The 18699-nt window shown below is 62.3% G+C and carries 18 protein-coding genes; 7 read left to right on the top strand and 11 right to left on the bottom strand.

The features are described 5' to 3' along the window. Positions 1-6: 6 nt before the first annotated feature. The 6 genes from C4J91_RS00165 to C4J91_RS00140 form a co-directional block, all read right to left on the bottom strand. Complete coding sequence (locus C4J91_RS00165; protein ID WP_124360602.1) at positions 7-1314, bottom strand: MFS transporter; 1308 nt, start codon at positions 1312-1314, stop codon at positions 7-9. Positions 1315-1498: 184 nt separating this feature from the next. Beyond that, positions 1499-2647 (bottom strand): galactonate dehydratase, encoded by a 1149-nt coding sequence (gene dgoD / locus C4J91_RS00160; RefSeq protein WP_003170741.1) that lies wholly within the window; start codon positions 2645-2647, stop codon positions 1499-1501. A 48-nt stretch (positions 2648-2695) separates the two neighbouring features. Further along, positions 2696-3316 (bottom strand): 2-dehydro-3-deoxy-6-phosphogalactonate aldolase, encoded by a 621-nt coding sequence (locus C4J91_RS00155; protein WP_124360601.1) that lies wholly within the window; start codon positions 3314-3316, stop codon positions 2696-2698. A 1-nt stretch (position 3317) separates the two neighbouring features. Beyond that, complete coding sequence (locus tag C4J91_RS00150) at positions 3318-4277, bottom strand: 2-dehydro-3-deoxygalactonokinase (protein ID WP_124360600.1); 960 nt, start codon at positions 4275-4277, stop codon at positions 3318-3320. A 164-nt stretch (positions 4278-4441) separates the two neighbouring features. After that, complete coding sequence (locus C4J91_RS00145) at positions 4442-4768, bottom strand: DOPA 4,5-dioxygenase family protein (protein WP_124360599.1); 327 nt, start codon at positions 4766-4768, stop codon at positions 4442-4444. A gap of 30 nt (positions 4769-4798) precedes the next feature. Beyond that, the gene (locus C4J91_RS00140; RefSeq protein WP_124360598.1) at positions 4799-5749 is read right to left on the bottom strand and encodes a LysR family transcriptional regulator; all 951 of its coding nucleotides are present in this window, start codon (positions 5747-5749) and stop codon (positions 4799-4801) included. Between the two features lie 103 nt (positions 5750-5852). Here C4J91_RS00140 and betC point away from each other — a divergent pair, with 103 nt between their 5' ends. The 3 genes from betC to C4J91_RS00120 all read left to right on the top strand — a co-directional run bounded on the left by betC (position 5853) and on the right by C4J91_RS00120 (position 10036). Further along, positions 5853-7367 carry a choline-sulfatase gene (betC, locus tag C4J91_RS00135; RefSeq protein ID WP_124360597.1) on the top strand — a complete coding sequence of 505 codons (1515 nt, stop codon included), beginning with the start codon at positions 5853-5855 and terminating at the stop codon, positions 7365-7367. Positions 7368-7383: 16 nt separating this feature from the next. Continuing rightward, positions 7384-8298: a choline ABC transporter substrate-binding protein gene (gene choX / locus C4J91_RS00130; protein ID WP_124360596.1), complete on the top strand. Its 915-nt coding sequence runs from the start codon at positions 7384-7386 to the stop codon at positions 8296-8298. 169 nt (positions 8299-8467) lie between these two features. Further along, positions 8468-10036 (top strand): SulP family inorganic anion transporter, encoded by a 1569-nt coding sequence (locus C4J91_RS00120; protein WP_124360594.1) that lies wholly within the window; start codon positions 8468-8470, stop codon positions 10034-10036. A 112-nt stretch (positions 10037-10148) separates the two neighbouring features. Here the strand turns inward: C4J91_RS00120 and aroE are convergent, their stop codons facing one another. Together aroE and hemF are read right to left on the bottom strand one after the other, a co-directional pair. Next, complete coding sequence (gene aroE / locus C4J91_RS00115) at positions 10149-10967, bottom strand: shikimate dehydrogenase (RefSeq protein WP_124360593.1); 819 nt, start codon at positions 10965-10967, stop codon at positions 10149-10151. Next, positions 10967-11899: an oxygen-dependent coproporphyrinogen oxidase gene (hemF, locus tag C4J91_RS00110; RefSeq protein WP_124360592.1), complete on the bottom strand. Its 933-nt coding sequence runs from the start codon at positions 11897-11899 to the stop codon at positions 10967-10969. Before hemF ends, aroE begins: the two co-directional genes overlap by 1 nt. A gap of 160 nt (positions 11900-12059) precedes the next feature. Here hemF and C4J91_RS00105 point away from each other — a divergent pair, with 160 nt between their 5' ends. Beyond that, the gene (locus C4J91_RS00105; RefSeq protein ID WP_124360591.1) at positions 12060-13037 is read left to right on the top strand and encodes a quinone oxidoreductase; all 978 of its coding nucleotides are present in this window, start codon (positions 12060-12062) and stop codon (positions 13035-13037) included. A 104-nt stretch (positions 13038-13141) separates the two neighbouring features. On the opposite strand, the gene C4J91_RS00100 is transcribed toward C4J91_RS00105, so the two are convergent. The 3 genes from C4J91_RS00100 to C4J91_RS00090 form a co-directional block, all read right to left on the bottom strand. Further along, positions 13142-13699, bottom strand: coding sequence for an L-threonylcarbamoyladenylate synthase (locus tag C4J91_RS00100; RefSeq protein ID WP_124360590.1), 558 nt, complete (start codon positions 13697-13699; stop codon positions 13142-13144). Positions 13700-13769: 70 nt separating this feature from the next. After that, a complete protein-coding gene (gene dprA / locus C4J91_RS00095; RefSeq protein WP_124360589.1) occupies positions 13770-14873 on the bottom strand; it encodes a DNA-processing protein DprA in 1104 nt (367 codons plus the stop codon). Positions 14874-14936: 63 nt separating this feature from the next. Further along, on the bottom strand, positions 14937-15713 hold the full coding sequence (locus tag C4J91_RS00090; RefSeq protein ID WP_124360588.1) for a peptidoglycan-binding protein: 777 nt from the start codon (positions 15711-15713) through the stop codon (positions 14937-14939). Positions 15714-15848: 135 nt separating this feature from the next. Between C4J91_RS00090 and def the strand changes: the two genes are divergently transcribed. The 3 genes from def to rsmB all read left to right on the top strand — a co-directional run bounded on the left by def (position 15849) and on the right by rsmB (position 18685). After that, positions 15849-16355 carry a peptide deformylase gene (gene def / locus C4J91_RS00085; protein ID WP_005783383.1) on the top strand — a complete coding sequence of 169 codons (507 nt, stop codon included), beginning with the start codon at positions 15849-15851 and terminating at the stop codon, positions 16353-16355. 69 nt (positions 16356-16424) lie between these two features. After that, positions 16425-17378, top strand: a complete 954-nt coding sequence (gene fmt, locus C4J91_RS00080) for a methionyl-tRNA formyltransferase (protein WP_124360587.1) — start codon at positions 16425-16427, stop codon at positions 17376-17378. Continuing rightward, positions 17375-18685, top strand: coding sequence for a 16S rRNA (cytosine(967)-C(5))-methyltransferase RsmB (gene rsmB / locus C4J91_RS00075; RefSeq protein ID WP_124360586.1), 1311 nt, complete (start codon positions 17375-17377; stop codon positions 18683-18685). Before fmt ends, rsmB begins: the two co-directional genes overlap by 4 nt. The last annotated feature ends 14 nt before the right edge of the window (positions 18686-18699 follow it).

Raw genomic sequence — 18699 nt, 5'->3', positions numbered from 1 at the left:
CTTGCGCTAGGAAAGCTCGATGCGCTCGACCTTGCCCACCAGTAACACATAGGACAGTGCCCCAAGCAGCGCCAGCACCGCAATGTAGGTAATCGCTGGCGCAAACGAATCACCGCTGGCGAGAAAACCAATCACGATCGGCGTGGCAATGGCCGACAGGTTGCCGATGAAGTTGAACACGCCACCGGTCAGGCCCAACAGACGTGCGGGGGCAAGCGTGGACACCAGCGACCAGGTAATCGACGCCAGGCCGTTGCCGAAAAACGCCAGCGCCAGGAAGGCTATCACCCAGGCTGTGGAGTCCACGTAGTTGGCGCCGATGATCGCGGTGGAAATCAGCAGCCCGCCAATGATCGGCAACTTGCGCGCAAAGCCCACCGAGGCGCCCCGGCGAATCAGCCAATCGGAAAAAATCCCCGAGCACAGCACGCCGACGAACGCCGCCAGAAACGGTAGCGAGGCCAGCAGGCCGGACTTGATGAAGTCCATCCCGCGATACTTCACCAGGTAGGTCGGGAACCAGGTCAGGAAAAACCACAGGGTCGAGTTCAGGCAAAACTGCCCCAGGTAGATGCCCCACAACTTGCGCTTGCTCAGCACAATGCCGAGGTCGACCCAACTGAATGGCGCCTTGGTCGCTTGCGCCTGCATATCCACCAGGCCGCCGCCGTCGCGGATCAACTGGATTTCCGCCGCGTTGGCGCCTTTGAAATCCTTGGGCTCGCGATACACCGCATACCAGATCACCGCCCATAGGATGCCGACACCACCGGTGGCGACGAACACCATGTGCCAGCCGAACGCATGCTGCAGCCAGGCCAGCACGGGCGTGAGGAACGCCAGCCCGACGAACTGCCCGGAGGTGTAGACGCCAATCGCCGTGGCGCGCTCGCGCTCGGGAAACCAGGTGGTCACAACCCGGCTGTTGATCGGGTAGGCCGGGGCTTCCAGGGCGCCGACGGCCATGCGCAACACGAACAAGGCGATGAAGCTGGCGGCAAAGCCGAGCATGACGGTGGCGATCGACCACAGCAGCAGGGCCGCAGTGTAGAGAATGCGCGGAGGCACACGGTCTACCAGCCAGCCGCCAGGAATCTGCATGGCGGCGTAGGTCCAGCCGAACGCCGAGAAAATCAGCCCGACATGGACCGGGTCGATGCCCAGCTCGCTGGTCAGCGCAGGGGCGGCAATCGACAGGTTGCTGCGGTCGAGGTAGTTGATCACCACGGTGATGAACAGCAGCACCATGATGAAGAAGCGCTTTCGGCTAGGCGTGACTAAGGAAGCCTGTCCGGTAAGGGATTCAGGTTGCATGGGAGGTGCCTCTTTTTATGTTTATTGAGGTCTGAAAACAGGGCTGACTGAAGAACCCGGATCAAATGTGGGAGGGGGCTTGCCCCCGATAGCGGTGAACCTGCCGCCAAAGTGTCGCCTGACACTGCGCTATCGGGAGCAAGCCCCCTCCCACATTTTTTGACCCTGTTCTTTCAGTTGGAAATCACCACTCGGCAAAACTGCCGTCAGCATGGCGCCAGATCGGGTTGCGCCAGCGATGACCAATGGCCGCCCGCTCGATCACATATTCCTCGTTGATCTCAATGCCCAGGCCCGGGCCGTTGGGGATCTTCACGAAGCCCTGGTCATAATCGAACACGCCGGGGTCGCGCACATAGTCGAGCAGGTCGTTGCTCTCGTTGTAGTGAATGCCCAGGCTTTGCTCCTGGATAAAGGCGTTGTAGCAAACCGCATCCAGTTGCAGGCAGGCCGCCAGGGCAATCGGGCCCAGCGGGCAGTGCAGGGCCAGGGCCACGTCGTAGGCTTCGGCCATGTTGGCGATCTTGCGGGTTTCGGTGATGCCGCCGGCGTGGGACGCATCCGGCTGAATGATATCGACGTAGCCTTCACTGAGCACACGCTTGAAGTCCCAGCGCGAGAACAGGCGCTCGCCCAGGGCAATCGGGGTGCTGGTCAGCGGTGCCAGTTCCTTGAGGGCCTCGTAGTTTTCGCTGAGCACCGGCTCTTCGATGAACATCAGCTTGTACGGGTCCAGCTCCTTCATCAGCACCTTGGCCATCGGCTTATGCACACGGCCGTGGAAGTCGACGCCGATGCCCACGTTGGGGCCGACCGCATCGCGTACCGCCGCGACGTTGGCCAGGGCCAGGTCGACTTTTTCGAAGCTGTCGACGAACTGCAGCTCTTCGGTGCCGTTCATTTTCACCGCAGTGAAACCACGAGCCACGGCCTCTTTGGCGGCGCGGGCAGTGTCTGCCGGGCGGTCGCCACCGATCCACGAATACACGCGGATCTTGTCACGCACCTGGCCACCCAGCAGGTCGCTGACGGAAACGCCCAGGGCCTTGCCCTTGATGTCCCACAACGCCTGGTCGATACCGGCGAGGGCGCTCATGTGCACCGCGCCACCGCGGTAGAAACCGCCGCGGTAGAGCACGGTCCAGATGTCTTCGATATTGCGTGGGTCTTTACCGATCAGGTAGTCGGATAATTCTTCGACGGCAGCGGCCACGGTGTGGGCGCGACCTTCAACCACGGGCTCACCCCAGCCGGTGACACCCTGGTCGGTTTCGACTTTGAGGAAGCACCAGCGCGGCGGGACGATGAAGGTCGTCAGTTTGGTGATTTTCATCTGTTATCTCTCTTGTAGATGCGGCGCCAGCAGGCGCGGAACTTGAAATCAGCTCAGGGCTTTCCAGGCTGCGACATACGCCTGGGCGCGGCTCGCGACCTGCTCCACGGACATGCCCGGCTTGAACAAGCCCGAGCCCAGCCCGAAGCCTTTGGCACCGGCGTCGGTGAATACCTGCATGTTGTCCGGGGTGATACCGCCTACCGGCAGCAACAACGTGCCCGCCGGCAATACCGCGAGCCACGCCTTGATCACCGCCGGGCCCATTTGCTCGGCCGGAAACAGCTTCAGCACGTCGGCGCCTTCGGCCAGTGCGGCAAAGGCCTCGGTCGGCGTGGCCACGCCCGGTGACAGGTACAGGCCCGCCGCTTTCGCCGCACGCAATACCTTGGCATCGCTGTGCGGCATGACGATCACTTGGCCGCCGGCGGCTTTGACCTGCTCGACCTGCTCGGGCGTCAACACCGTACCGGCACCGATCAGGCAATCGGCGGGCAGGCTGTCGCGCAGGGTCCGGATGCTGGTGTAGGGGTCCGGCGAGTTCAGCGGCACCTCGATCACGCGAAAACCGGCCTGGTACAGCACCTGGCCGACAGCTTGGGCTTCGTCCGGACGCACACCGCGCAGGATCGCGATCAAACCGTTTTGTGCGAGTGCTTTCTTGAGCATGTCAGGCCTCCGTTACAGGTTGAGTGAGCCCGGCCGCCTCGGCCAGTTGCCACAAGCCGCGCTCGCTGGCTTCCTGCGCCAGGCTGACGCGGGCGAAGCCGCACTGGGCGAGAGCGCGTTGATAGCGGGCGCAGAGGGGGGCGGCGCCGACCAGGATGATCGGCTTGCGTTTGGCGCTGTCGGGTAACCCGGCGAGTTCATGGCCGATCAGCAGGCCGGACAGGTAGTCGGGCTGCTGCTCAGGCGTAAGTTCGGCGGTCAGCCCTAGGGTGCGGGCACTGAACAGGGTCGAGAGCACGCCGCGCTGGCCGTCCGCCGACAGCGCGACAGCCACGCCTCGGTCAAACGCCTCGGTGTGGAAATGTTCCGATGATTGCTGGGTGCGTCCCAGGATGCTGTGCTTGCTCAATATGGCGAACAGCTCGCCGGTCATGAACGTGTCGAAGTGCGTGATACAGCCCTCGACCACCTCGACCCATTTGGAATGGCTGCCCGGCAGGCCGATCAGTACGTCGGTAGCGAGCCCGTGCAGCACACCGAGTACCTGGGTTTCTTCGCCGCGCATCACATTGGGCAGGCCGACTTGTTCGATCACGCCCGGCACGATATGCACATCGACGCCACGCACGCTGCGCACCTTGTGCAGCGCCTGGCCCAGGCTGGCAACATCCACCGGGGTGTTGCGATAAGCCGCTTCGCTCCAACCCTGTGCGCTACCCACCATGCCGCAGGCGATTACCGGCAGTTCGGGCTGGGCGTCGAGCCAATCCCCGCAGGCGCTATCGAATGCCAACTCAAAGCCATTGCTGCAGCGAACACCCGCGATGTCACGCGGTTCGCTGGGCAAATGCATGATGCCCCAGGGCAGTGAGCGTTGTTCAAGCACCACGCCGGCGGGACCTAGTTTGTAAGCACGAAGGGAGCTGGTTCCCCAATCGAGCGCGATCAATTGCGCCTGCATCGCTTCACCTGAAATGAGTGGGTGCTGAAAAAAGCAGATGAGCGAATATAAACCTATGCCTGGCAACATCTCAATATATAAATAACAGTCCCATATATTGGGAGATAGGCGCGTAAAATCTTACACATCCTTGGGAAGATGCGAATAGCGTCAGCACATAACGGTTAAAAAATAGACAGATCCAGCTCGCGCATCGCACCCATCCAGACCGCGTAATCAGTGTGGTCCTTCAGGTCATCGCCGGTGTCAGGGTGCAGGAACACCACCAAGCCATTGCGATGCAGCGCCAGCCAGGGCAGCACCACGCCGATGTATTCCGGCTCGAACGCCAGCTGGCAACTCCAGTCCGGGTGCGGGCCTACCGGACGCTCATGCACGCGCCCCATGCGTAGCGGAAAGAGCGCTGCCGCGTCTTCACACAAGGTGCGCGCCTGGTCGATCGTGCTGGCGTCGAAGTAGATATGGGCGTGATAGCCCTTGATACGTTGCATGCCGGACTCCAGTTCCACTGTGCAGCGATCCTAGACCGCAATCGACGGCAGGGCCAGCCCGGTCAATGACTGCGCGCTGCTGGCCTGCTCCGCCACCAGCCAATCGACAAACCGTTCGACCAACTGCCGACGACGCTTGCGCTGGGGCTGCACCACGTAATAGCCGAAACGCGAGATCACCGTGTCGCTGATCGGTCGGCACAACCAGTTCTGCTCCAGCAGGTCATCCACCAGATGGCGCCAGCCGATCGCAACGCCCTGGCCGGCAATGGCCGCCTGGATCAACAGCGTGTAATTGTCGAAACGCAATTGCCCAGGGGTGGGCGCGGCGCTGATTCCCAGCTCGCGAAACACGCCGGCCCAGTCGAACCAGTGGCGGTTGTTTTCCTGGCGCAAGTGCAGCAACGGGTAGTCCGGCAGGGTCTGCACCGTCAGCGCTGTAGCCTGGTGCTTGAGCCACTGCGGGCTGCACACCGGGAACACTTCCTCGTTGAACAGCCACAGGCTGTCGCCTTGCTTGAAGCGTCCGTCACCAAACAGCACCGCCACGTCGATGTCACTGCGCAGGCTGGCGTGGTTGCGCTCGCTGGTCACCAGGCTCACATCCACCTGCGGGTTCGCCTGGTGGAAACGATGCAGGCGCGGCATCAGCCAGTAGGCGGCGAAGGCGAAGTCGGTGGCCACTTGCAGCACTTCATGCTGGTCTTGCTCGGTGACGGTGCTCAAGCCCAGGTTAATGGCGTGCAGGCCGGCTTGGACGTGTTCGAACAGCAGGGCGCCCGCTTCGGTCAACTCGATGCCACGGTAGATGCGGTCGAACAAGCGGATCGCCAACTGCTCTTCGAGGCGTTTGATCTGCTGGCTGATGGCCGGCTGAGTGGTGCCCAGCTCCATCGCGGCGGCAGTGAAACTGCGCTGACGCGCCGCCGCTTCGAACGCGCGCAGCAGATCAAGGGAGAGGTCACCGAGCGCTTCATACATAAGCTGTGCTTATCCTAGGCATTGTTCTTCATGGGCTTTACCACGCTCTAAGCGGGCTGCATGCTCATTCGCATAAACACTGCCTATGGAATGCCGAGAACCCATGAAGCGCAAGAACATTCTTTTCATCATGGCCGATCAAATGGCCGCACCGATGCTGCCCTTCTACGGATCTTCCCCGATCAAGTTGCCCAACCTGAGCCGCCTCGCCGAACACGGCGTGGTCTTCGACGCTGCCTACTGCAACAGCCCGCTGTGCGCGCCCTCGCGCTTTACCTTGGTCAGCGGCCAGCTGCCAAGCAAGATCGGCGCCTATGACAACGCGGCAGACTTCCCGGCCGATGTACCCACTTACGCCCATTACCTGCGGCGCCTCGGTTACCGCACCGCGCTGTCGGGCAAGATGCATTTCTGCGGTCCCGACCAGTTGCACGGTTATGAACAGCGCCTGACCAGCGACATCTACCCGGCGGACTACGGGTGGGCAGTGAACTGGGATGAACCGGATGTACGCCCCACCTGGTACCACAACATGTCCTCGGTGCTGCAAGCCGGACCATGTGTGCGTACCAACCAGCTGGATTTCGACGAGGAGGTGGTGTTCAAGGCCCAGCAATACCTGTTCGATCATATCCGCGAGGACGGCGAGCAACCGTTCTGCCTGACCGTGTCGATGACCCATCCCCACGACCCGTACACCATTCCCAAGCCGTTCTGGGACCTGTACGACGACGCCGACATCCCCTTGCCTGCAACACCAGCGCAGGATGATCTTGACCCGCACTCCCAGCGTTTGCTCAAGGTCTACGACCTGTGGGACAAGCCGCTGCCTGTGGATAAAATCCGCGATGCGCGCCGTGCCTATTTCGGCGCGTGCAGCTACATCGACAGCAACGTCGGCAAGCTGCTACAAACCTTGGAAGACACCGGCCTGGCCGATAACACCATCATCATCTTCTCCGGCGACCACGGCGACATGTTGGGCGAACGTAGCCTCTGGTACAAAATGCACTGGTTCGAAATGGCCGCCCGGGTGCCGCTGCTGGTCAGTGCGCCGGGGCAATTTGCAGCGCGCCGCGTGACCCACGCCGTGTCGACCGCCGACCTGTTGCCGACCCTGGTGGAATTGGCCGGCGGCGAGCTGGACCCACGCCTGCCACTGGATGGCCGCTCGCTGCTGCCGCACCTCAAAGGCGAGGGCGGGCATGACGAAGTGTTTGGCGAATACATGGCCGAAGGCACCATCAGCCCGCTGATGATGATTCGCCGAGGCGCCTACAAATTCATCTACAGCGAAGACGACCCTTGTCTGCTGTTCGATGTGCACAACGACCCGCACGAGCGGGAGAACCTCAGCCAGTCACCGGAACACCGGCCACTGTTCGAGGCATTTTTGAACGAAGCGCGGGCCAAATGGGACATACCGGCGATCCATCAACAAGTGCTCGCCAGCCAACGCCGCCGTCGCCTGGTATTCGAGGCACTGACCCAAGGCAAGCTGAAGAGCTGGGATCACCAGCCCCTGGTAGACGCCAGTCAGCAGTACATGCGCAACCATATCGACCTCGACGACCTGGAGCGCAAGGCACGTTATCCACAACCCTGCCAAAACCAATAAATTCAGAGGGAAGGCCATGCAAAAATTAACGGTTGTGCTGGGCATTCTGGCGTTGAGCAGCGCCAATGCCTACGCGGACGCCAGTTGTGAAACGGTGAAAATGGCCGACCCCGGCTGGAGCGACATCGCGGCGACCAACGCCATCACCGGTTTTCTGCTGAGCGGCATGGGCTACAAGGCTAAGGTCGACGCCCTGGCAGTGCCGATTACCTTCGGCGGGCTCAGGGACGGCAAGGTCGACGTGTTCATGGGCAACTGGATGCCGGCGCAGCAAGGCTTCTATGACAAGTTCGTGGCGAACGGCGAGGTGGTGCAACTGGCGAAGAACCTCGACGGCACCGAGTTCACCCTCGCCGTACCGGACTACGTGTGGGAAGCCGGCGTGCATGATTTTGCCGATCTGAATAAATTTGCCGACAAGTTCGACAAGAAGATCTACGGCATCGGCTCCGGCGCACCGGCGAATATCTCGCTGCAGGAGATCATCAAGAAAAATGACTTCGAGCTTGGCCAGTGGAAGCTGATCGAGTCGAGTGAGCAAGCGATGCTCGCCGAAGTCACGCGGGCGGTGAAAAAGCAGAAATTCGTCACCTTCCTCGGCTGGACGCCGCACCCGATGAACGTGCAGTTGAAAATGCGCTACCTCAAGGGCGGCGAGAAGTATTTTGGTGACACCGGCAGCGTCTACACGTTGACCCGTAAGGGTTATGCGCAAGCCTGCCCGAATGTGGGGAAACTGCTGACCAACCTGAGTTTCACTCAGGCCATGGAGAACAGCATCATGGCTGACGTGGTGAACAATAAGGTCAGCAATGCGGACGCCGCGAAGGCTTGGATCAAGGCCAATCCGGCGGTGTTGGACAAGTGGCTGGAAGGTGTGAAGACGCTGGATGGCCAGGATGCGTTGCAGGCGGTAAAAGCCAAACTTTAAAGACACATGCGATCGTTCCCACGCTCCGCGTGGGAATGCATTCCTGGACGCTCTGCGTCCGCTTTAAAACCGTGACGCGGAGCGTCACATGAGGTATTCCCACGCAGAGCGGGGGAACGATCAGTGGCAGCCTGATACCCTGGCTCAAACCTTTTTATCCGAGCTCGCGATGCCCCGGCCCAACCGTCACACACTCTTTCCTTTCCTGAGTTGGCTCCCGCGCCAAACCCACGCCAGCGTCGGCCGGGACGCGATGGTTGGCCTCAGCGGTGCCGTGCTCGCCTTGCCGCAGTCGATTGCTTACGCGCTCATCGCTGGTCTCCCACCCGAATACGGCCTGTACGCCGCAATCATCCCGGTGTTGATCGCTTGCCTGTGGGGTTCGTCCTGGCACCTGATCTGCGGTCCTACAGCGGCGATCTCCATCGTGCTCTACGCCAGTATCAGCCCGCTGGCGGTGCCGGGTTCCCAGGATTACGTCACCTTGATCCTGCTGCTGACCTTCCTCGCCGGCGTTTTCCAGTGGCTATTGGGCATGCTGCGCTTCGGCGCGCTGGTGAATTTCGTCTCCCATTCCGTGGTACTCGGTTTCACCCTCGGCGCCGCCGTCGTGATTGCCCTAGGCCAGTTGCCCAACCTGCTGGGGCTGGAGCTTGCGAGCCAGGCCACCGCCATCAACAGCCTGCTGGCGCTGCTCGAGCATGGCGGCGAGTGGGACCGCGCCTCGCTCGCCCTGGGCTTGGGCACTTTGCTGGTGGGCGCGCTGCTCAAATACCTGATGCCGCGCTGGCCGACGCTGTTGATCGCCCTGGCCCTGGGCAGCCTGGCCGCGTGGCTGTGGCCGGCGCTGTTCGGGCATGTGGCGTTGGTCAGTGCGTTTATCGGCCAGCTACCGCCCTTGCGGTCATTGCCAATGGACCTGGATACGATCCTGCGCCTGCTACCCAGCGCCGTGGCCGTGGGCATGCTGGGGCTGGTGACCAGCCTGTCGATTGCCCGCTCACTGTCGGCGCGTTCCCAGCAATTGCTCGACGCGAATCAGGAAGTCCGAGCCCAGGGTTTATCCAATATCATCGGCGGATTTTTCTCCGGGTACGTGTCGGCGGGCTCCTTCACCCGGTCCGGCCTCAGTTACGAGGCGGGTGCCTGCTCGCCATTGGCCGGCGTGTTTTCCGCGCTCTGGGTCGCACTGTTCGCGCTGTTTGGCGCGGGGCTGATCGCACACATTCCGATCCCAAGCATGGCGGCGAGCATCCTGCTGATCTGCTGGGGGCTGGTGGACCGCCGAGGCATCCGTGCGTTGTTCCGCGTGAGCCGCGCCGAATTTGTGGTGATGGGCCTGACGTGTGTCGCCACCTTGCTGCTGGAACTGCAAACGGCGATTTATGCGGGAGTGCTCGCGTCACTGTTTTTCTACCTCAAACGCACCTCGCAACCGCGCATTCAGCAGTGGCGCGACGGTGACGAGGATGTATTGCGAGTGGGTGGCTCGATCTTTTTTGGCGCCAGTCACTACCTGCAAGTGCGCCTGCAGAGTCTGCAGGGCGAGCGGGTGGTGATCGAATCGCAGCAGATCAACTTTATCGACTATTCCGGGGTGGAGATGCTGCATCAGGAGGCGCGGCGGTTGAAGCGGCACGGACGTCGCCTGACGTTGCGTGGCGCCAGGCCACAAGTCGTTGAAGAGTTGAAGAAACTGGAAGGGCCAGACAAGTGCCCCATCCATTTCAAAGACTGAACGCGATCAAACTGTGGGAGGGGGCTTGCTCCCGATGGCGGTCTGTCAGCTACTTATATGTTGACTGAAACACCGCTATCGGGGGCAAGCCCCCTCCCACATTTGATTTGTGTCAGACCAACTGACGGCGCAGCTCGGCCAGTACCGGCGCTGATTCCGGGCGCACGCCGCGCCACAGGAAGAAGGCTTGCGCCGCTTGTTCCACTAGCATGCCCAGGCCGTCCATTGCCACCGCAGCACCGTGTTCCTCAGCCCAGCGACAAAACGCGGTGGGCTCCTTGGCGTACATCATGTCGTAGCAGAACGTCTTGCCCGGTTCGATCAAACTGCCCGCAATCGGCGGTACATCGCCCGTCAGGCTGGCGGAAGTGGCGTTGATGATTACGTCCACCGGCTCACGCAGCCAATCGAACCCACTGGCCGACACCGGCCCCAGGTCGTCAAACAGCTCGGCCAGCACTTCCGCTTTTTCCACGGTGCGGTTAGCGATAATCAGCGAGGCAGGCCTCTCGGCCAGCAGCGGTTCCAACACGCCGCGCACCGCGCCACCGGCGCCCAGCAGCAGGATGCGCTTGCCTTGCAGGTTGAGCCCGGCGTTTACCGTCAGGTCGCGCACCAGGCCGGTGCCATCGGTGTTATCCCCCAGCAATGTGCCATCGGCCAACTTGCTCAGGGTATTCACCGCGCCGGCGCGTTGGGCGCGCTCGGTGAGGGTGTCGGCCAGCCGGAAAGCGTCTTCCTTGAACGGCACGGTGACGTTCGCGCCACGCCCGTGTTGAAAGAACTCACGGGCGCAGCCGGTGAAATCCTCCAGCGGCGCGAGCAGTGTGCTGTAGTCCAGTTGCTCACCGGTCTGTTCGGCGAACATGCGGTGAATCAACGGCGACTTGCTGTGGCCGATGGGATTGCCGAAGACGACATAGTGATCCATCACTCCACCGCCTTGGGCGCAGCCAGGCCGAGCCAGTCGCGGTCCTGCAGGAAGTAGTCGGTGAGGCGCGCTTCATCGCTGCCGGCTTCGGCTTTCCAGTCGTAGCTCCAGCGTACCTGGGGCGGCAGCGACATCAGGATCGACTCGGTACGCCCGCCCGATTGCAGGCCGAACAGGGTGCCACGGTCATAGACGAGGTTGAACTCGACGTAACGCCCCCGGCGAAACTCCTGGAACTGGCGCTGCTGTTCGGTATAGGCCATCGCCTGGCGGCGTTGCACGATCGGCAGGTAGGCATCGATATAGGCATCACCGATGGCGCGAATGAAGGCGAAGCAGGTGTCGAAGCCCCATTCGTTCAAATCATCGAAAAACAGGCCGCCGATGCCACGCGGCTCGTTGCGGTGCTTGATATGGAAATAGGTGTCGCACCAGGCTTTATAACGCGGGTAGACGTCCGCGCCGAATGGCGCACAGGCCTGCTCGGCCACGCGATGCCAGTGCACGCAATCTTCTTCATTGCCGTAGTACGGCGTGAGGTCAAAGCCGCCGCCAAACCACCACACCGGCTCTTCGCCTTCTTTTTCTGCGGTGAAAAAGCGCACATTGGCGTGGGACGTCGGCACATGGGGGTTATGGGGATGGATCACCAGCGACACCCCCAGCGCCTCGAAGCCGCGACCGGCCAGTTCCGGGCGGTGTGCACTGGCGGACGGTGGCAAGCCGCTGCCGAACACGTGGGAAAAGTTAACGCCGCCTTTTTCGATCACCGAACCGTTTTCAATCACACGGGTGCGACCGCCGCCACCGGCAGGCCGGGTCCAGGCGTCTTCGATAAAGCGTGTGTCCGTCTCGAAGGTTTCCAGGGCGCTGCAAATGCGGTCTTGCAGGTCAAGCAGGTAGGCTTTAACAGCCTCGGTGCGGGTAGTCATGGCATCACCTTGAATCGGGCAAAGCTACGCGAGGCCATTGGGCGTCGGCGGCAAATGGGCGCACAGGATACCACCGCACCCCGTGCCGTCGCAGTTGACGAAGATCAAGCTTAGGAGTCCGATAGGGGCCTTTGTATTATTCGACCCAAGGAGAAGGTAAATGGCCAAACGTATCCAGTTCAGCGCCCATGGCGGCCCCGACGTGCTCGAGTATGTGGACTACACACCAGCGGAGCCTGGCCCACAGCAGGTTCGGGTACGTAACGAAGCCATTGGCCTGAACTTCATCGACACTTACTTTCGCAGCGGCCTTTACGCGCCACCGAGCTTGCCATCGGGGCTGGGCGCAGAGGGGGCGGGCGTGGTCGATGCCGTGGGCAGTGACGTCAGCCAGTTCAAGGTCGGCGACCGCGTGGCCTACGGCAGCGGCCCGCTGGGCGCCTACAGCCAGTTGCATGTCTTGCCCGCTGCCAACCTGGTGCATCTGCCAGACGAGATCAGCTTCGAACAGGCCGCCGGCGCCATGCTCAAGGGCCTGACCGTGCAGTACCTGTTGCGCCAGACGTATGAGTTGAAGGGCGGCGAAACCATTCTGTTCCACGCCGCTGCCGGCGGCGTGGGCTCCCTGGCCTGCCAATGGGCCAAGGCGCTGGGCGTCAAGTTGATTGGTACGGTGAGCTCACCGGAGAAGGCCGCCCTGGCCAAGTCCCTGGGCGCCTGGGAAACCATCGATTACAGCCAGGAAGATGTCGCACAGCGCGTGCTGGAATTGACTGACGGCAAAAAGGTGCCGGTGGTGTATGACGGCGTCGGCAAAGACACCTGGCTGACCTCGCTGGACAGCGTGGCACCGCGTGGCTTGGTGGTGAGTTTTGGGAATGCGTCGGGTGCGGTGGACGGGGTGAACCTTGGGATTCTGGCGGCGAAGGGTTCGCTGTATGTCACCCGCCCAACGCTGGCGACCTATGCGAGCAATCCAAAGGACTTGCAGGCGATGGCCGATGATCTGTTCTCGATGATCAAGAGCGGCAAGGTGCGCATTGATATCAACCAGCGTTATGCGCTGGCAGACGCGGCGAAGGCGCAGACCGAATTGTCGGCGCGGCGCACGACCGGCTCAACCATTCTGCTGCCTTAAACAAGTCATCGGGGGCAAGCCCCCTCCCACACTTGACTGAGTTGTCATGACGAACACCGATCAAATGTGGGAGGGGGCTCGCCCCCGATGGGCGCGACTCGGTCTCAGGACGGCCGCACCACATCCCCTGTCACCAGATCGCGGATCAGGCTCGGGTTCTTGCGCCCACCCAGGGCGCCGCCCAGCACGAGGTCTACTTGCCCACGGAAATACTGCTCCACCCGAATCCGCGTACGCGCGGCCGGGCGGCCCTGGGGGTTGGCCGAGGTGGAAATCAGCGGCCCGACCTGAGCACACAAATCGCGTACCAACGGATGGTCACTGACCCGCAGCGCCACGGTGTCATGCACACCGGTGACCCATTCCGGCAGCAGGTCCTGATGGGGCACCAGCCAGGTATTCGGCCCAGGCCAGGTGCTGGCCATGCGCTCGATCCAGGTGTCGGGGAAGTCTTCGAACAGGAAGTCGAACTGGCGAATGTTGTCCGCCACCAGGATCAGGCCCTTATCCACTGAGCGATTCTTGATCGCCAGCAGACGGTCCACCGCTTCTTCATTCCACGGGTCGCAGCCCAGGCCCCAGACCGCTTCGGTCGGATAGGCAATCACCGCACCTGCGCGAATTTCTCGCGCGGCTTCCAGCACACGCCACCTGTTGACCATTGTTTACCCTCCGAACTAAAGCTGTGGGCAGTTTACCGATCTTCGTTACAAAACCCAGCTACAAAAGCCGCTACAAACGCTCGCAGCGCGCCAGCCAGCGCCCGCTTTCGCAGACCACCTGACCCTCGAGTTCCAGCTCGGTCAAGGTCGCCAGCACCTGGGACAGCGGCCGACCACTGGCAATCGCCAGGGCTTCGCTGGTATGGGCCGCCGCGTGCAGCAGGGCCACCAGTGGATGCACGACCGGCACCGGCGCCGGCCGTGACAGCGCCTGCCAACCGCGCAAGCCTTCCAGAATGTGTTCGATGGTTTCCACCAGCACCGCGCCATCGCGAATCAACTGGTGACAGCCCTTGGCGCCGGGATGATGGATGGAACCAGGAATGGCATAGACCTCACGCCCTTGTTCCGCCGCCAGGCGTGCGGTGATCAGCGAACCACTGGCCATACCGGCTTCCACCACCAGGACACCCAGGGATAAACCACTGATGATGCGATTGCGCCGTGGAAAGTTGCCGGCCTGGGGTGGGGCGTCCAGGGGAAACTCGGAAACCACGGCGCTGCCCTGGGCAATCATGGCGGCGGCGAGCGTCTTATGGCGCTGTGGATAAAAATTTTCCAGGCCGGTGCCGAGCACGCCGATGGTATGGCCGCCCACGTCCAATGCGGCTTGGTGAGCCGCGCCATCGATACCCAGCGCGAGGCCGCTGGTGATGACAAAACCGGCACTGGCCAGGCTGCGGGAAAAGGCGGCAGCGGTGTCCATGCCGGGGCGGGAAGCGCGACGGCTGCCGACCACGGCCAGCTGCGGTTTTTCCAGCAACGTCGGGTCGCCGGCAACGAATAACAGCGGCGGTGCATCGTCGATCTGGGCGAGCAGTGCAGGGTAGTCAGGTTGGTCCCACATCAGTAAATGCTGGGCCGGGCGGGCCAGCCATGCCAGCGCCGCACTGGCCCCATCGCGAACATCGGCACTGCGCCGGGCATCGGCACTCACCGCCCGCAACCCGAGCGCGCGCCAGGCACTGGCCGGTGCACTGATGGCTTTGGAAGCAGAGCCGAACGCCTCGATCAACACGCGAAAACGCTGGGGACCCAGTTCCGGCAGCCTGTGCAAGCGTAGCCGGGCTTCCAGCTCTGCCGGGGAAATTTCATGACTATTTATCGGAAACATTTGATCGTCCTTGACCAGAACAAGCTGTGGATAACTCTGTTGGTAACTTATTTAGCAGGCTATTTATTGCGTTTGATCGACGCTCTCGAAACGATCCATTACCGCCAGGGAGCGGGACGCGCTAAGAACCAGGGCATAGCTGAGCTTTTCATAGGTGCGAAACACCAGCAGCGTGCCAGCACGAACCTCCGGGAGTCTCGTCGGGCTACCGGTAAGCGCATCGCGCACCGAGGCGCCAGCCCGAATCACCGTAAGCAATTGGCCTTCGACCAAGCCATCGCGGCGCCCCTTGTTCAGGGTTACCGTATCCAGCACGCCGATCTGCGTGACCCCCTTGGGGATGTCGATGATGTGCCCTTCAACGAAGGGTGCAGTTGCAGGGGTTTTCAGGTCCGCCAGGCCGACGTCGGGTTCGGCGCGCAGCAAACGGTCGCCTGGGCGCACTTCCTGGGTCACCCTTTGCACGGCCAGGGTGGTCAGGTCATCGGCCAGCAAAAAGCGCGCGGTGCCGATGTCGTCAGCGTTGACCCCAAGCAATTCCCGAGTGTTGGGGTCGGTGTAGACCCTGCCTCGGCGGAAGATCCCATAGCTCGGCTGGGCCGGGTCCAGGCTGCCTCTGGCATAGATGCGTTCACCCGTGGCGCCCAGCACGCGCCCGGCATCGGCGGCAACGATATAGGGCGCGTTGTCCAGTTCCTGGGGCGAGTCGAGTATGCGGTTGTGCAGCAAGAAGCCCTGGATAGCCTTTTGCGTGGAAGAATCCAGGCGCTGGCCGGGCTGGGGAATCAGCGCCATGGCGAACGGGGCCCACAGCAGCAAGACGAGTAGCGATTTCCTCATGGGGTCAATCTCCTTTATTATGTGCGTTCGCGTGAAACGCCATAGCCTTCGCGGCTTTCGAACGTTTCACACCGGCTGCCTGGGTCCATCCCACCGCCGATTTGCCTCTACCTCACATGTGCAGCAATTACGCTTATGGCTATTTTGAACATCCTCGAATTTCCCGACTCGCGCCTGCGCACGATCGCCAAGCCGGTGGCCGTAGTGGACGACAAGGTTCGTCAGTTGGTCGATGACATGTTTGAAACAATGTATGAAGCCCCGGGCATCGGCCTCGCCGCGACCCAGGTCAACGTGCACCTGCGCGTCGTGGTCATGGACCTCTCCGAAGATCGCAGCGAACCGCGGGTGTACATCAACCCCGAGTTCGAACCGCTGACCGACGAGATGGGCGAATACCAGGAAGGTTGCCTGTCGGTGCCGGAGTTCTACGAGAACGTCGAACGCCCATTGCGCGTTAAGATCAAGGCCCTGGACCGCGACGGCAAGCCGTTCGAGCTGATTGCCGAAGGCCTGTTGGCGGTGTGCATCCAGCACGAGTGCGACCACCTCAACGGCAAGCTGTTTGTCGATTACCTGTCCACGCTCAAACGTGACCGGATCAAGAAGAAGCTGGAAAAAAAGCATCGCCAGCAAGCTTGATGCCCTCCTTCCAGAGGCTTGCTGCGGCAAGCCTTTTTCTTTTGTGACTGCTTTTAACCGAGAACTCCGATGACCGAGCCACTGCGCATTGTTTTTGCCGGTACACCCGAATTTGCCGCCGAACACCTCAAGGCGCTGCTTGCCAGCCCTTATGAAATCGTCGCGGTGTACACCCAGCCGGATCGCCCGGCCGGGCGCGGGCAAAAACTGATGCCCAGCCCGGTCAAGCAGCTGGCGCTCGAGCACAACATCGCCGTGCTGCAACCACCGACCCTGCGCAATGCCGACGCCCAGGCCGAACTGGCCGCGCTCAAGCCGGATCTGCTGGTGGTCGTCGCCTACGGTTTGATCCTGCCCCAAGCCGTACTCGATATCCCGCGCCTGGGTTGCATCAACAGCCACGCTTCGTTGCTGCCACGCTGGCGCGGCGCGGCGCCGATCCAGCGCGCGGTGCAAGCCGGCGACAGCGAAAGCGGCGTGACCGTCATGCGCATGGAAGCAGGGCTGGACACCGGCCCGATACTGCTCAAAGTCACCACGCCGATCACTGCCCAAGACACCGGCGGCAGCCTGCACGATCGCCTGGCTGAAATGGGCCCGCCCGCCGTCATCCAGGCCATCGCCGGTCTCGATGCCGGCACCCTGGAAGGCGAAGTGCAGGACGACAGCCTGGCGACGTACGCCCACAAACTGAACAAGGACGAAGCACGCATCGACTGGAGCCGCCCGGCCGTGGAGGTGGAGCGCTGTGTGCGGGCCTTCAACCCATGGCCGATCTGCCACAGCACCCTTAACGGCGAAGCGTTGAAGGTGTTGGCCGCGACCCTGGCCGACGGTAAAGGCGCACCCGGCGAGATTATCGGTGCCAGCAAGGACGGCCTGTTGGTGGCTTGCGGTGACCAGGCGCTGTGTCTGACCCGTCTGCAATTGCCCGGTGGCAAGGCGCTGAATTTCAGCGATTTGTTCAACAGCCGTCGTGAGAAGTTTGCCCTGGGCACCGTTCTCGGCGTGGTCGCCCAATGAACCCGCGTCTGGCCGCCGCCAAGGCCCTCGCCGCCGTGCTCAACGGCAAAGCGTCGCTGAACAGTTCGCTGCCCACGCAGATGGATAAGGTCGAAGACCGCGATCGAGGTTTCACCCAGGACTTGGCGTTCGGCACCGCCCGTTGGCAACCACGCTTGTCGGCGCTGGCAGCCAAGCTGCTGCAAAAGCCGTTCAAGGCGGCGGACGCTGACGTCGAGGCGCTGTTGCTGGTGGGTCTCTACCAGTTGCTCTACACCCGCGTGCCGGCCCACGCCGCCATTGGTGAAACGGTTGGTTGCGCCGACAAGCTGAAAAAGCCCTGGGCCAAGGCCCTGCTCAATGCCGTGTTGCGCCGCGCCCAGCGCGAAAGCGAAGCGCTGCTGGCCGAGCTGGAACATGACCCGGTGGTGCGTACCGCGCATCCACGCTGGCTGCAAAAATCCCTGAAGGCCTTCTGGCCCGAGCAATGGGAGGCCATCTGCGCAGCCAATAACGCGCACCCGCCGATGATCCTGCGGGTCAACCGGCGCCATCACCGCCGCGACGCCTATCTGCAATTGCTCAGCGAGGCCGGCATCAACGCCGCGCCATGTGTGTACAGCATCGACGGCATCGTGCTCGAGGCCGCCACCGACGTGCGCAGCCTGCCGGGCTTTGCCGAAGGCTGGATCAGCGTGCAGGACGAGGCCGCGCAATTGGCCGCCGACCTGCTCGACCTGGCGCCCGGCCAGCGCGTATTGGACGCCTGCTGCGCGCCTGGCGGTAAGACCTGTCACATCATGGAAGTCGAAAAAGACCTGGGCGGCGTAGTTGCCGTCGACCTGGAAGCCAAACGCCTGGTGCGCGTGCGCGAAAACCTCGCCCGCCTGGGCCTCAGCGCTGAGCTGATCGCCGCCGACGGCCGCGACACCGCCACCTGGTGGGATGGCAAACCGTTCCAGCGCATCCTGCTGGATGCGCCGTGTTCGGCCACCGGCGTGATCCGTCGACATCCGGACATCAAGCTGACCCGCCAGCCCGACGACATCGCCGCCCTGGCCGTACTGCAAGGCGAACTGCTCGACGCGCTATGGCCGACCCTGGAAGTCGGCGGCATCCTGCTGTACGCCACCTGCTCCACCTTGCCCACCGAGAATACCGAGGTTATCCAAGCCTTCCTTGCCCGCACCAGCGGCGCGCGGGAGCTGGACCTTGCGACCACGGCCGGCGTCAAGCAACTGCACGGCCGGCAACTGCTCGCGCAGGAAGGCGGGCATGATGGCTTCTACTACGCCAAACTGATCAAGATCGCCGCCGCGCGCGGCTGAATGGGTTTAAGGGA

The sequence above is a fragment of the Pseudomonas sp. R3-52-08 genome (assembly GCF_003851745.1).
Lineage (GTDB): Bacteria > Pseudomonadota > Gammaproteobacteria > Pseudomonadales > Pseudomonadaceae > Aquipseudomonas.
The sequence above is the reverse complement of the archived record's forward strand: the minus strand, read 5'-3'. Positions and strand labels throughout refer to the sequence as shown.

Coding starts and splice junctions, on each gene's coding strand:
- def (WP_005783383.1), top strand. CDS start 15,849: ATGGCTATTTTGAACATCCTCGAATTTCCCGACTCGCGCCTGCGCACG.
- rsmB (WP_124360586.1), top strand. CDS start 17,375: ATGAACCCGCGTCTGGCCGCCGCCAAGGCCCTCGCCGCCGTGCTCAAC.
- dgoD (WP_003170741.1), bottom strand. CDS start 2,647: ATGAAAATCACCAAACTGACGACCTTCATCGTCCCGCCGCGCTGGTGC.
- hemF (WP_124360592.1), bottom strand. CDS start 11,899: ATGACTACCCGCACCGAGGCTGTTAAAGCCTACCTGCTTGACCTGCAA.
- C4J91_RS00150 (WP_124360600.1), bottom strand. CDS start 4,277: ATGCAGGCGCAATTGATCGCGCTCGATTGGGGAACCAGCTCCCTTCGT.
- C4J91_RS00105 (WP_124360591.1), top strand. CDS start 12,060: ATGGCCAAACGTATCCAGTTCAGCGCCCATGGCGGCCCCGACGTGCTC.
- C4J91_RS00090 (WP_124360588.1), bottom strand. CDS start 15,713: ATGAGGAAATCGCTACTCGTCTTGCTGCTGTGGGCCCCGTTCGCCATG.
- betC (WP_124360597.1), top strand. CDS start 5,853: ATGAAGCGCAAGAACATTCTTTTCATCATGGCCGATCAAATGGCCGCA.
- fmt (WP_124360587.1), top strand. CDS start 16,425: ATGACCGAGCCACTGCGCATTGTTTTTGCCGGTACACCCGAATTTGCC.
- C4J91_RS00155 (WP_124360601.1), bottom strand. CDS start 3,316: ATGCTCAAGAAAGCACTCGCACAAAACGGTTTGATCGCGATCCTGCGC.
- choX (WP_124360596.1), top strand. CDS start 7,384: ATGCAAAAATTAACGGTTGTGCTGGGCATTCTGGCGTTGAGCAGCGCC.
- C4J91_RS00165 (WP_124360602.1), bottom strand. CDS start 1,314: ATGCAACCTGAATCCCTTACCGGACAGGCTTCCTTAGTCACGCCTAGC.
- C4J91_RS00145 (WP_124360599.1), bottom strand. CDS start 4,768: ATGCAACGTATCAAGGGCTATCACGCCCATATCTACTTCGACGCCAGC.
- C4J91_RS00100 (WP_124360590.1), bottom strand. CDS start 13,699: ATGGTCAACAGGTGGCGTGTGCTGGAAGCCGCGCGAGAAATTCGCGCA.
- C4J91_RS00140 (WP_124360598.1), bottom strand. CDS start 5,749: ATGTATGAAGCGCTCGGTGACCTCTCCCTTGATCTGCTGCGCGCGTTC.
- dprA (WP_124360589.1), bottom strand. CDS start 14,873: ATGTTTCCGATAAATAGTCATGAAATTTCCCCGGCAGAGCTGGAAGCC.
- aroE (WP_124360593.1), bottom strand. CDS start 10,967: ATGGATCACTATGTCGTCTTCGGCAATCCCATCGGCCACAGCAAGTCG.
- C4J91_RS00120 (WP_124360594.1), top strand. CDS start 8,468: ATGCCCCGGCCCAACCGTCACACACTCTTTCCTTTCCTGAGTTGGCTC.